Raw genomic sequence first — 13,348 nt, 5'->3', positions numbered from 1 at the left:
ACACTGATTTTATTTTTCCTCGGATAGCGTATAGTTCAATTTCGAGTTGATTATCTTTTGATCCTTATCCAACATGATCAACTTACCAGGTTGTGTTGTCAGACGTACAAAATAACGCTTTTCAGTATCACTATCTGGATTTAGGATGTATAAGGTTGCATCATTGTCTTTTTCGTAGCCGCGCTCGATCAACATTGGACCTTTAGACCGTATGGCTTGATCTGATTTTCCCAAATAGGTTTCCTCAAGACTATAGGTTTCATTCACCAAAGTCAGTACCATTTTGATCCCCTCACAATCTGCACAGGGAACTGTCCCAGCATATCGGGTTTGTATTGCGGGTATAGCAGTCGACTGTGTGGTATTGTTAGCAGCAGATAATGTATCTGTCATTGCCGCTGTATCAATAGCTGCGCTAGTAGATGTTTTGCCACTGTTTTGGCAAGAAGAAATCGTAATGGTTGTCATTCCGATGAAAAAAAAATGAAAGATTTTGTTCATATATGTATGTTTATAACCTGAAATACACAACTACTATACCAGTAAATTCAAATGTTTTTTATATCACTAATGTCCGCTGATGATCAAGTAGTGCCTCTCTTATATTTCCATACCTAAAATATATGTAATCATATATCAATCTATTCCAAAAAGGTATCAATTAGCAGTTTTTTGCCACAAATATTTCTATTTTTTTTCAACAGTTTGTAAAAGGAACAAACGGATCGTAAATGAACCTAATTTTATATGGTCAAAATAATGTAGTTTTAGCTATACTGAAAAATCAGCTATACATTTTGACAAAATGGACTAATCATATATATATTATAAAATGGCATATTTTGAAATAAGGACAATGGTTGAAAAAGCAGAAGTAGAATTTACACCAAGGATTTCACCTGAGGTGGCACAATATATCTGGGATTATATCTATCGTAATCTATTGGTGGGTAAAAAGATATTGATCGATGATCAGTTTAAATATAGGATTACTTTGGACCTAAAGAAATTTGATCCTGAAAAGCATAAATTCTTTACGGACTGTCCTTTCAATACCACCGAGGATAAATTTCGTCCGGAACCAAGATTTAACAAGCAGCGAAGTTTAAAGTTTGCGCTACTCTCTGTGATTTCAACAAAAATTGAACCCCTTATGTCTCCCCGGATTTATGCGGATATTATCTATGATGCCTTTGGATCATTTTTAGTTTTGATCTCGAAGAAAGTAAAAAAGGAGGATTTTGATGAGTTAAAAAAGAGAATGGATTATGATAAGATTGAAAGTTTTGTTTTTCCGGCAGTTATTGAGGATATGAAACTATTTATTTTTTAATGGTTACATTACAGGACCTGGTATGATAAAACCCACACCAGTAATGCTATTTTTAACGAAAAATCATGGAGTTTAATAGCCAGAAAATAATCTATAGTACAAAGGCCAACTGGGATGAGATTGTTAATATAACCTTTGTCAGCCATGAAAATTATCTCTCGTTTAATACTTTGGCCTATGAAGACGAGATTGAAATCGAATGGAATGATCAGGTAAATTATGTGAGCGTATTAAAGAGTGATTTTAAGTTTGAGATAGTAGACAAGCAGCTTCACCTGAAATTGACAGATATCATTAATCAAAACAATTTTCCTGACTTATCTTTATGTATCCATTTTCGGAATGGAGAAGAAAATGAATTGAAAATTGCCTTAGCTGCGCTGACAGGAAGATTAAAAGAAGGGTAATTCAAGGAGCTGAAAGCAAAGTAAAAACAAATATCTTGTGATATAAATTTTGTAAATGAAAGTGCTGTAAAATATGAGTGTTAAAATGACCGATATTGAAACTATAAAATTAAAAAAAGGGCCCATAATAAATCAGATGTTGGCTGATTATGCAGCGGCAAGCGAAGAGGATCGCTATTTCAGTATAAAGAATGTTGAGGATTGTGCAGACGATTTAGATCAGTATATTGAGCTGCTGCTGAAGAGCAATAAGCAACAAAAGGAAATCTCTAAAAGCATAAAATGGATTTTTAAACAGCTTTCCACATTTAAGCAGGAGCAGGAGGATCTTGAATTTCTTTGGGGATTTATCTATAATGGCTATACCGAAGAGCTCACCAATTTTATTCTGGAAGCCGCCTTTGTATTCGGTATGGAAAGAGCCAAGCCCAAAATAATCAAAACGAATAATTTTTATCTGAAACATAATCCACACAGCTTTGATGCATTCAGATTGTATATTGGTTCAACGGCCAACAACGGTGTCATTTTGGAATACAGAAAAGAGAAGGGCTGTTTTGAGTTTGTTGAAAATCCTTATGGCGATAGTTATGGCATGCCAGTTTTCGATTTGCAAATCAATGACAATTATACCGAACTGTCTTTTGATGTACTGACTACTGGTACTTTTAAATCGATTGTCCTAAAAGCACAAAGACCTGTAGATAGCATATTATTACAAGCGGTAGGTACTTTAAACAACAAAAATGCTTTTCTAACTCCTCCAGAACCAGATTTTTGCAATTTGGAACTGGAACTTACTAAAGGGGTTTTGACATGTCTTAGTACACTTAACTATGATAAAAATAACAGTATCATCAATATGTTTACTGAAGGGACTGGCATGAAAATCTTGGTACAGGAACTTGATGCAAACAATAGATTTCAGCATAGTGATGATTTAGCACCACATCCAGCGATTGTATGCGAAAAGTTTATCGTAATTTATGCGGTACCAAATTGGAAATACTTTGAGATCGATGAATTGACAATAATTGGTACGACTGTGTCTGTGAGAACAGGAAGTCAAAAATTTGCGTATGAAAATGAACAACGGAATAATGTGATCGCAACAGAAATAGAAAGCCTTACGTTAGACTATGAGCTGAGAACCTATGATTTTATACGGACAATTCTCGCAGAGGTTCTTCGCCAACGGGAGGCATTTAAGGCAAGATTTGATAACTAAGTTAAAAAGGGAAGCATATATAATGGAAAAAGATTATCAAAGCAGCTATATTGAATGTGCTGATGAATGTCGAAAGACGGGTAATTCAAAAGAAGGTGTAGCAAAAATGTATGATCTGCTCTATCGTTTAGAACAAGCAGATCGAACAAAAGATCAGGATTTGATACTTGTTAACGTTTATACATTTTTGGGTTATCATCAATCGGCTTACGATCTGGCAAAGTTATGTATGGAATTGGCGGATAGGAAAAATATCGCCAAACTTTATACGCTGGAATCAAAAGCAAAATCTCATAAGAATAATTTTATTATAAAAGACCTCAGAAAGCTTAAACATAGAAATACCCCAATTGCACTTCAACCTGCGGACTTTGTTGTATCTGCGATTGATGAAAATCTTATTTGTATAAAAAAAGATATTGTTGTATTCAACAAGATCGTTGAAGCAGAAAAGGTGAAAGTATTTATCTATGCTATATGTAAACCGGAGGATTATATTGATCGGATCAATGACTATCTTTTTTGGATGGCCGATTGTCAAAAAGAAATGATCCTATTTTATAACCAAGAATTAGCTGGGGGCATGCCGCAAAAAGCCGATACAGATTGGTATGACACGCTGGAGGTATTCGGGCTAAAAATTATCATAGGTGATAATGGCTGTATATATGCCGAGGTAGCCAGTGGCGATGAATATATGCCTGATCATATTTTGGATGTTGAAATGCAAGAGCATGAAATACTAACGATGCAATATGATGGATAGTTTTTTTGAAAATTTAATTCACGTAAATTTGAGCACAGCTTCATTTATGCATGTTACTTCCCTGTTGCTAAATAAAAGACTTTTCGGAATTTGTTGAGCCTACACCTTTTACGAAATTAGCAGGATTGATCCGCAGTTTGTTAAAAAATAGACTGCGGATTTTTTTACACTGGATGAGTAGTAATCCGCGTTTTGTATCTTTCACATGATCTTGGTAATTCTGTGAGCTGATTTTCCTCAATCCCTGCGAATATTAAATGGATGTTATCGAATTTTAAATAGGCAGGAATACCCGCCTATTACTGTCTATATTTGATCGTAAATAATTTTTGAACTAGGTGAGACCCCACATAAAAAGACAATAGAAATGGAAGAGCATAATTATAAATATTTTACGCAGGACGGCAGTAGATATACCTCTAAACGGATTGGATATTTTGCGCTTTGCCTAGCTTTATTCTGGCTATTTATGGCCATTGGTATTTTAATCGTTGGAATTAAAGATGGAAATATTTTTGGTGAAAAGAATTGGTATTGGATCTTTGGGCTTATTGTCTTTTGTGTGCAGATTAGGATCTTTGCCCAGCAGATGACCATCGATTGTGCGGCGGGTACCATGAGCAAATCCTATTTTGGACTATTCAAAAAGGAGATCCGCATCGAAGAGATCCAAAAATTCGAAACCCTCAAACATCTTGCTATCGCTTTACACAATGGTACGGACATCATTGTGGTAACAAAGGATCATAAAAGCATAAAAATGCTGGAGCGTATCGGTAGAACCAAAAATGTGGAACCTATATTGAAGGAAATCCAAGAGCTGATCCAATTAACTCAGCTTAATGTACAGAGGGGATAAGTGGAAGCTTGTTATACCTGGTTTTGGAATTAAATAAAAAATATAGTTATCAGTTGTATGGAGATTTTTAGAAAGATAATCGCAGTCTTGGGACTAATTCTTCTACTCAGTGGAATGGCTTACTATTTCTTGTTCAGAAGTGATGGGGAGAAGTATCTGGATCAGGGGAAAGAATATTTTAAGGAAAGTAAATACAAGGAAGCCTTGTTTTATTTTGAAAAAGCTGAAGAGTTTGATCTGGGAGAAGCATTAAAATATTCGGGAACCATTTATCTGGAATCTGGTGACCCTCAAAAAGCGATTGTCAAATTTGATAAATATCTTCAGATAGGAAAGCCTAGTGACAATGATCGTAAAATGTTGTTAAATGATCTGGGGGTAGCTTACTTTAAACTAAATGAAATCGAAAAAGCAAAGATCTATTGGAGACAGGCTGCCGATCTGGGAAATATTACAAGCGCCAATAACCTGAAGGAGCTAGAAACGAAACTAGTTAAATAATGATACGTATCATTCGGCGTCAGTTAACAAAAATCCCATTTTTATACGTTGAAAACGAAAAAAATGGGATTTAATAATCGTGTTATTGGTACCTTCCGTAACCTGGCGTACCGTTGTATATTTCAAAACAGAAACGCTACTTTAATTGATAGCTATTTACTGCTCCAGCAGGGCTAACAATTCTTTTGCTGTCTCTTCCGATGAGCCGGGATTTTGGCCGGTAATCAGTTTACCATCTTTGACCACATGACTGCTCCAGTCCTGACCTTTACTATAGTGTCCGCCAAGTTTGACGAGCTCATCTTCAACCAAGAAAGGGACGACATCTGTCAATTGTACAGCTTCTTCCTCAGAATTGGAAAAGCCTGTTACTTTTTTGCCCTGTACCAATGGACTACCATCGATATTCTTAACAAACCTGAAAACACCAGGAGCGTGGCATACAGCGGCTACAGGTTTATTATGTTTCCAAAATGACTCAATTAATGCAATGGAAGTCTTGTCATTCGCAAGGTCCCAAAGGGGGCCATGGCCACCCGGATAGAAGATCGCGTCATAATCCTGCTCATCAACTTCTGTTAGGACAATGCTGTTTGCCAGTTTGTTTTGAAGTTCAAGATCTGCATCAAAACGTTTTGTCGCTGCTGTCTGAAAATCAGGGAGCGCACTTTTGGGATCTATAGGTGGTTGCCCGCCTTTTGGCGAAGCAATGGTGATGTCAACGCCTGCATCAGCCATAACATAATAGGGGGCTGCAAACTCTTCAACCCAAAAACCTGTTTTAGCTCCTGTATCTCCCAATTGGTCATGTGAAGTCAAAACGACCAATACCTTTAAGTTCTCTTTTTTCATCTTCAAAAAAATTAATTGTTTAAATGATAACACAAAGTAGGGTATAAATCGTTAGACCCCTATGTGATATACATCACATTTTAAAGAATGGTTTGTTTTGGTGATATAGATCACATTATTTGTTGTGATAGAGCCGGCTGAGCGTCTCACGGGAAACCCCAAGATAGGCTGCAATCAAATGCTTGGGCACAAGATTGTACAATTCAGGATATTGCAGCATCAATTCCTCATAACGACTGCGGGCGTCATTGTTGAGCAGGGATAGAATTCTCTTTTGTAGACCGATATAACCCTTATTCGAACGCCAGCGTAAAAATGTTTCGACCTCATGGATTTCCTTGCATACACGTTCACGATCCTCAGCAAATAAACAAAGTGTATCCGCATCACTTACACAATCTAGGTTGACCGTTGCTTTCGTATTGTTGTGTAAGGCATTATAATCAGATGCCCACCAGGTTTTTGTAGCAAACTGTAGGATATGCATTTTTTGTTCATCATTGACCACAAAAGTTTTTAAGCAGCCATTGAGGACAAAATATTCACATTCCACCGTATCGCCAATGGTGATAATCGATTGTTTTTTTTTAAAGGATACCGGTTTGAAAAAAGAAAAGAAATAATCAAATTGATCATCATTCAAGTGGACAGTTTTATTGATATGTTGCCTGAGAATTTCGCGACCCGTCATAGCTTATCGTTATTTAATAGACTAAAATTAAGCAAAATCTCGTAATCTCAGTGCGGTGTATCTCCTTTTGGGAGTGCTAACATATGCTTGGATATTCACTAGAAAGGATGACAGAACAACATTCTAATATATATGATATTACCAAGTTAATATCATGTTATGAATTAAAAGTGAAGTAAGACTATTTTTATACTGTATTAACAGGGGGTTAATAGGGAATTACCCCTGCTAAACCCCTGTTAACCCCCTGTTATCTCCCTATAATGACGATGTTACTATCGGATTTGGGGATAATTAGTTATGAGCTCGGGCACTAGATAAAGGAGGCTAGGTTGTTTGCCTAAATGAATGTTCAACCGGTTTAGCTTGATAGGAAAAAACCGGTTTTTTTCATTTTTTATTTTGTTTATACAAAGTTATTTTCTACTTTAGTGTTGCCCATCACGGGCACTTTTCATAAAATAGGTTAATAATATGGCTAAAACACCCGGAGTACCCCATGCTATCGGGTGTTTTTTTATTAAGACTTTTGTTTTCTATATTCATTTGGCGTAAGCCCTCTATGTTTTTTAAATAGTTTAGAAAGATGGCTTTCGTCAGTAAACTGCAATTCATATGCAATTTCTCCGAGGCGGATGCTGCTATAGCGTAGATAGGTTTCGACCAATTTCAATCGATAATCGAGTAGGTAATCTTGGTAGGATATACCGGTCTGTTGTTTGAAATACTCTCCGAAGTAATTCTTAGCTATACCAAAGTGGGAGGCTATCTCCTGAATGCGGGTTTTCTCTTTGTCTTTGGCATACTGTTGTATGTACGTGATGATCTTTAAAATTGAAAAGGCTTTTTGATTTTCCCGGATATCTGATATCTCCTTTCCGATGAGGTTTCGGGCGATCAGGTTCAGGAGAATGGAAATACTGTTTCGGATGACGAGGTAATCGTCGGTTTTATTTCTGAACTCTCTTGCGATCTGTAGAACGAGCATTTCGGCAAACTTTTCATCCGATTTGTCCTTGAATACACAGCCCGCACGTGCATGGTAACTGTTGCTGATGTATTGTAGTTTGTATAGATTTTCACAGCTTTCGATCCGGTCTGCTTCGAGACGTATTTTATCAACAAAGGTCAATGGGCATTGAATCAATATTAGTTTGGCTTGGCTACTCTCAAAATGATAAGTCTGATGCTGTGGAACAACGATAAATTTCCCGATGTCAAAGGCAAGTGTATGTCCTTCATAGGTAAAAGCTCCCTCCCCCTGAATTACATACACAAAAGATAGGGATGTCTTTGTACGGATGGTCTCCGATGTATTGATCAGTGATATCTCACGGACTCCGATCCGTTCTGTATGTATGCTCTTCATCTATTCATACGTTATATTCCTTTAAAAGTACAATTTATATGGTATAAATGAAGGTTATTTTCGCATAAAAAATAACTATGGATATTTATACAAAGCGATGGCAAGCCCTAGGCTTCCTCGTGGCAGGAGCTTTTCTATCTCCTTTGGATTATTTTATTGTCAATATGGCATTACCTGCGATACAGAATGCCTTTGGAGCCAGTGACCAGCAGTTACAGCTTGTAGTCGCGATTTATGGCCTTACCTATGCCGCACTTATTGTCTGTGGTGGACGACTGGGGGATATTTATGGACGCAAAAGAATATTTATATGGGGGCTGTACCTCTTTCTGTTTTCGTCATTGGCATGTGCTTTTTCACCGAATATTACCGTTCTTATTGTGTCAAGATTCATTCAGGGAATAGGAGCTTCGCTGCTTGCTCCTCAGGTATTGGCTTCTATTCGTGTACTATTTGATAGTAACGAACAGCCCAAAGCGGTTGGTGTTTTCAGTGCGGTATTTGGTCTGGCGGCAGTGGCTGGTCAGTTGCTCGGTGGTGTATTATTAATGACACATGGGGGCAATTTATCCTGGGAAATGGTTTTCCTGGTCAATGTGCCAGTCACAATTTGCTGCATTATCGGTATTCATTTTACGATGGACAACAACGGTACTGAAAAGGGGGCTGCTATTGACTACAAAGGTGCTTTACTATTGATTATTGCTTTATTGCTGTTGATCTGCCCGCTTATTTTTGGTCGTGAATACCACTGGCCTTGGTGGATATTTGCTGTCATGATGGCCGGAGCGCTCTTGCTGAACATATTTTTTAAATATGAGGTAGCTGCTCATCGACTGCAGCGACCTGTTCTGATCGATCCCATGTTATTATATAATAAGCAGTTTGCCGCTTGTCTACCGATGATCTTTCTGTACAATTTTACAGCCGGCCTGTTTATCTGTTATCCCTACTATTTACAGGAATTCTTACACTGGGATGCCATAGATACGGGCTTTGCAATTATTCCCTATGGCATAGCATTCTTCTTGGGACCGCTGCTTGTAGCTAGATTGAGATTTACAACAAATGGATTTATTTATATCGGATTGACACTGCTCATGGGCGGTTTTTTGGGGACAGCCTTGCTGTTTTATTACGGACAACAACCTTTTTGGGCAACACATATTACGCTGTTTATGGCAGGATTGGGACATGGAACGATGATGCCCGTGATGATGCGTACCGCTATTGCCCTTGTCCCCAAAGAGAAGGCGGGGCTGGCCTCTGCTCTGGTCAGTATCAGTATGCAGATAGGTGGGGTTACTGGTGGTGCTATCATTGGGACACTATTCTTTAGTTTGATTGAAACTGTAGGTTTTCCCAAAGCCTTTGCGCTGGCAATAGCAACAATTGCATTGTTCCAGATCATCAGCCTGCTTATCAGTCGCAGATTGTTCGAACTGAGAAATAATGCATTTAATACAATTGATAAATAAATTTTAACACAATGGAGAATAAAGAAAAAGCAAGATTGGCATTGGAAAGCTTCTGTACAGACATCGAACTTTGGTTTAGAAGGAGAGAAGCAAATAGGGAAGAACTATCTAAAAGGATCCTCTCAGGGTTTTCAGCTGATTTTGAAATGGTGAGCGGTGATGGTAACCGGATCTCATTGGACTCGTTTAAGACTTGGTTACCCACGGTATACGGTATATTTCCGGATCGTCGTGTATTCCTAGAAAATATCGAAATAGCCTGTTCGCAGGATCATGCACTGGCTACGTATGTCGAAATACAGTCCACTGGAAATACAACTACACGACGCAGGTCGTCTGCTGTTTTTCTGATTAAAGAGGAAAAGGCTTTGTGGTTTCATCTTATCGAGCATTGGTTGTAGCAATCTCCACCTAGATCCTCAAGCAGAAAAACACTTACATAGGATAATCATAGGCTGGATACTTGTAACAAAATGATCGATAGCTATAATCTAACGCCCTCCACAGCATGTTGTGAAGGGCGTTTTTGCTGACGATCAGTCCATTTGTAAGCTGAGTAGATAAGTGAAAAAAACATAGATGTTTGCTAAGATTAGCGTGGTTTGGGCGAAATATTCCGCTTTTATTTGTTGTTGACGGACGTATTATTAAAATATGCCTCTGAAAAACCAAAAAACTAGAAATTATGAAAGAAATTTTAAAAATGCACCTACGGTTGCTCGGAATTGTCTTCATGCTATTGCAATCCCACCATGTTTTTTCGCAAATTAAGATATCAGGGACAGTTATTGACTCCGAGAAAAGAACTCCTTTGGCAGGAGCTACAGTTGTTATCGTAGGGGCGCAAGGAAATTCAGCACTTTCTTCTGTACAGACAGATGCTGTAGGTAAATTTGCGATTACCACAGACGAAGGATCAAGCCTAAAGGCATCAATGATCGGTTACAGGACAATAACTGTGATGGGGAAGCAGGGTATTGTTATAGAGATGGTTCCCACTGCTGTTACATTGGATGAAACTGTAGTCGTGGGTTATACCACACAAAAGAAAGGCCTTTTGGCCGGCTCTGTCGCATCGGTAAAATTTAAGGAAGCAGATATCGAGATTCCAACGACCTCTGTTGGAAATCTATTGGCCGGTCGGATGCCGGGTTTATATGTGTCCACACCGAGTGGTATACCCGGAGCACAACCCGATATCCGTATACGGACAGCGAGTTCATGGAATGCTTCACCTACACTTTATGTCATTGATGGAAAGGTGACTATCGATGCTGCAGAATTCAACAATTTAAGCCCTAATGAAATTGAAGAAGTGTCTATTTTAAAAGATGCTGCGACTACAGCTGCATATGGTGCCCGGGCTGGTGCAGGTGTTGTGCTGGTTACGACCAAACGCGGGAAAGCGGGAAAAGTTTCTATCAACTACTCGGTGAATACTGGACGGGATGTTCGTGGAAAGAATATGGAGTTAACGAGCATTATGGAATGGGGACAGATTCAAAACAGAATCTGGGGTGAAGCCGGTGGGCCAGCAAACACACCTTGGACAGAGACTGCAAAAGCTTACTTTAAAGACAGAGATTTTGGTGGCGGTAAAGGATATGGTTTTGACAAATTAAGAGATGTGTATGTAAACCCTTCCATTACTACGCATAATTTAAGTGCATCTGGAGGTACGGATAAACTTCAGTATTTTATCGGCGCCTCCTATGTAAATCAGGAAACTTTTATCAAGAACACCAATGAAAAAAAGTACAATGTACGGACCAATATAACGGCCAATTTAACCAAAAACGTTTCGGTTTTTGCTGGTCTCAGTTTGAACAATAATAAATTTAATTCACCTGAAGGGGACTGGTCCGGAGATATGTTTCCAAAACTGCTACTATGGCAACCGTATATGCCTTCTTTCACGGCTTCAGGCTTACCAGTAGATTATTTTTGGATTTCCAATAAATCTGGAGAGGCACAAGGACTCTCTGGTTATAATAAGTCGGAAGGTCTTAAGTCTGTTGTAAATTTGAGCCTGACCTACAAAATGCCATTTTTGGAGGGCTTAAGTGCAAAAGTTGGTTACATCAAAACCTTTAACAATAGTAATCAGAAAATTTACTCACATCCTTTTACCTACTATCAGCTGGCTCAGATAGAACCTGTGGTTTGGGATCTAAATAATATCGTGGGCCAGCGCCTCACTTACCATACACCAGGTATACAGAAAATGGCTGCATGGAACCAAGAAGACCAAACAAACTTACAACTAAACTTTGAAAGAGATTTTGGCCAACATCATGTCAATGCAGCATTGGTCTATGAGAGACAGGAAAGAAGCTATGATGGTATAGATGCGACTATCAATGGTTTTCCGATCTATATGACAGACCAATGGTGGGCGTCCACAGGTGGTTCGGGCGTTGTAAATGGTACAGCGACAAAGCGAATTAACAATGCTTATGGATTTTTACCAACAGTAGGACGTAAATCTTATATTGGACAATTTGCTTACGACTACGCGGATAAATATGTCGCCACTTTTGCTTACCGTTACGATGGCTCTGCCAATTTTCCGAAGGATAAACGATGGGGATTTTTCCCTTCTGTTTCAGCTGCTTGGGTAATCTCTAAAGAAAATTTCTTTAAAAATGTCAATGGAATAGAGTCATTGAAAATCAGAGCTTCGGTCGGATTAACTGGTAATGACTTCGTTGCGATAAACCCTAGTGGGGGAAAAGATGATGCAAATGCCAAACGCTGGCAATATGAAGATAAATATGTGACTGGTAATAGTGCGATTTTTGGCGAAACGCCAACACTCAATCCAGGTATACAATATGATGTTCTCCCAAATGCAAACATTACCTGGGAAAAATACCTGAATAAAAATTTTGGTGTCGATATCAGTTTCCTGAAACACTTTAATGCAACAGCTGAATACTGGGAGACACGTACTTATGATATTTTAAGTACGAGAATTCAATCTACTCCACCTACTTTCAGTCGACCTTTACCATCTGTTAATTATGGAGAAATGAAGGCGAATGGTGTCGATCTTAGTGTGAATTACGCAAACAGAACAGGCGATCTGAATTATAATATCGGCTTTAATTTCACTTATGGAAACTCTTGGTATACCATAAGAGATTTAAATATCACGTACGATTATCAGAATTTAATTGGTAACGGCCGTTCTTCCAATATGATCACCGGATATACAGTGGATAAACTGCTTAGAACACAGTCTGATGTCGATGCTTTGCTAGCAGCTCACCCGGGCTATAACTTTAAAGGCAATGCACCTAAACCTGGACAATTTGCATATAGAGATTTCAACGGAGATAATACAATTAATGAGAATGACATCACTGTATTAAATAAGAGCAATAATCCGAAAGTCGTAGGATTAAACCTAAGTGCTGATTGGAAAGGTTTAAGTATCAGCGCGAATTTCAATGGTTCGTTGGGTTATAAAAAGTCTTTCAATAATTTGAGCGACGGTGTAGAGTGGAACCGGATGTGGCGACCTTGGGCTACCGAATCCTGGAGCCCAGAAAATACAGGCGCATGGTTACCTTATCGCTACAGTGCAAATGATGAGGTGAGAGTGGTTAATACAAGCGGAAGTAATTTTTGGTTGGCCGATGCAAGTTTCGTACGCTTAAAGTTTTTGAATATTGCCTACAATCTTCCGCAAAGCTGGTATAAGAAATATGCGAACAATATTCGTTTCTATGTATCGGGATCTAATCTTTTTGTGATCAGTAAATTCAATAAAAAATTCTATGACCCTGAGATGGATAGAGGGACGTCTTTCCCTATTGTTAAGTCATTTAATGCCGGAATCAGTTTAACCTTCTAAATTTT

The 13,348-nt window shown here is 38.4% G+C and carries 13 protein-coding genes; 9 read left to right on the top strand and 4 right to left on the bottom strand.

Features of this window, described 5'->3' with window-relative positions; genetic code table 11:
* Positions 1-9 precede the first annotated feature (9 nt).
* The gene (locus ABFX33_RS05635; protein ID WP_346084755.1) at positions 10-501 is read right to left on the bottom strand and encodes a copper resistance protein NlpE; all 492 of its coding nucleotides are present in this window, start codon (positions 499-501) and stop codon (positions 10-12) included.
* A gap of 331 nt (positions 502-832) precedes the next feature.
* On the opposite strand from ABFX33_RS05635, the gene ABFX33_RS05630 reads away from it, so the two are divergent.
* The 6 genes from ABFX33_RS05630 (at position 833) to ABFX33_RS05605 (ending at position 5,094) form a co-directional block, all read left to right on the top strand.
* Positions 833-1,333, top strand: a complete 501-nt coding sequence (locus ABFX33_RS05630; protein WP_346084754.1) for a hypothetical protein — start codon at positions 833-835, stop codon at positions 1,331-1,333.
* A gap of 65 nt (positions 1,334-1,398) precedes the next feature.
* Positions 1,399-1,740, top strand: a complete 342-nt coding sequence (locus ABFX33_RS05625; RefSeq protein ID WP_346084753.1) for a hypothetical protein — start codon at positions 1,399-1,401, stop codon at positions 1,738-1,740.
* A gap of 73 nt (positions 1,741-1,813) precedes the next feature.
* On the top strand, positions 1,814-2,968 hold the full coding sequence (locus tag ABFX33_RS05620; RefSeq protein ID WP_346084751.1) for a DUF8184 family protein: 1,155 nt from the start codon (positions 1,814-1,816) through the stop codon (positions 2,966-2,968).
* Positions 2,895-3,734 (top strand): hypothetical protein, encoded by an 840-nt coding sequence (locus tag ABFX33_RS05615; RefSeq protein WP_346084749.1) that lies wholly within the window; start codon positions 2,895-2,897, stop codon positions 3,732-3,734. The genes ABFX33_RS05620 and ABFX33_RS05615 overlap by 74 nt, the downstream gene beginning before the upstream one ends.
* A 367-nt stretch (positions 3,735-4,101) precedes the next feature.
* A complete protein-coding gene (locus ABFX33_RS05610; protein ID WP_346084748.1) occupies positions 4,102-4,593 on the top strand; it encodes a hypothetical protein in 492 nt (163 codons plus the stop codon).
* 57 nt (positions 4,594-4,650) lie between these two features.
* Positions 4,651-5,094 carry a tetratricopeptide repeat protein gene (locus ABFX33_RS05605; protein WP_346084746.1) on the top strand — a complete coding sequence of 148 codons (444 nt, stop codon included), beginning with the start codon at positions 4,651-4,653 and terminating at the stop codon, positions 5,092-5,094.
* A gap of 156 nt (positions 5,095-5,250) precedes the next feature.
* Here the strand turns inward: ABFX33_RS05605 and ABFX33_RS05600 are convergent, their stop codons facing one another.
* The 3 genes from ABFX33_RS05600 to ABFX33_RS05590 form a co-directional block, all read right to left on the bottom strand.
* Positions 5,251-5,946, bottom strand: coding sequence for a type 1 glutamine amidotransferase domain-containing protein (locus ABFX33_RS05600; RefSeq protein ID WP_346084745.1), 696 nt, complete (start codon positions 5,944-5,946; stop codon positions 5,251-5,253).
* A gap of 115 nt (positions 5,947-6,061) precedes the next feature.
* Positions 6,062-6,637, bottom strand: a complete 576-nt coding sequence (locus ABFX33_RS05595) for a Crp/Fnr family transcriptional regulator (RefSeq protein WP_346084744.1) — start codon at positions 6,635-6,637, stop codon at positions 6,062-6,064.
* 520 nt (positions 6,638-7,157) lie between these two features.
* The gene (locus tag ABFX33_RS05590) at positions 7,158-8,006 is read right to left on the bottom strand and encodes a helix-turn-helix domain-containing protein (RefSeq protein WP_346084742.1); all 849 of its coding nucleotides are present in this window, start codon (positions 8,004-8,006) and stop codon (positions 7,158-7,160) included.
* Between the two features lie 77 nt (positions 8,007-8,083).
* On the opposite strand from ABFX33_RS05590, the gene ABFX33_RS05585 reads away from it, so the two are divergent.
* The 3 genes from ABFX33_RS05585 (at position 8,084) to ABFX33_RS05575 (ending at position 13,343) form a co-directional block, all read left to right on the top strand.
* Complete coding sequence (locus tag ABFX33_RS05585) at positions 8,084-9,484, top strand: MFS transporter (RefSeq protein ID WP_346084740.1); 1,401 nt, start codon at positions 8,084-8,086, stop codon at positions 9,482-9,484.
* An 11-nt stretch (positions 9,485-9,495) separates the two neighbouring features.
* A complete protein-coding gene (locus ABFX33_RS05580) occupies positions 9,496-9,885 on the top strand; it encodes a hypothetical protein (RefSeq protein WP_346084739.1) in 390 nt (129 codons plus the stop codon).
* Positions 9,886-10,169: 284 nt separating this feature from the next.
* Positions 10,170-13,343 carry a SusC/RagA family TonB-linked outer membrane protein gene (locus ABFX33_RS05575; protein ID WP_346084737.1) on the top strand — a complete coding sequence of 1,058 codons (3,174 nt, stop codon included), beginning with the start codon at positions 10,170-10,172 and terminating at the stop codon, positions 13,341-13,343.
* Positions 13,344-13,348: the final 5 nt, after the last annotated feature.

Source organism: Sphingobacterium ginsenosidimutans (assembly GCF_039536865.1).
GTDB classification, from domain to species: Bacteria; Bacteroidota; Bacteroidia; order Sphingobacteriales; family Sphingobacteriaceae; genus Sphingobacterium; species Sphingobacterium detergens.
Note: the sequence above shows the minus strand (reverse complement) of the source record. Positions and strands in the feature narration are given on the sequence as shown.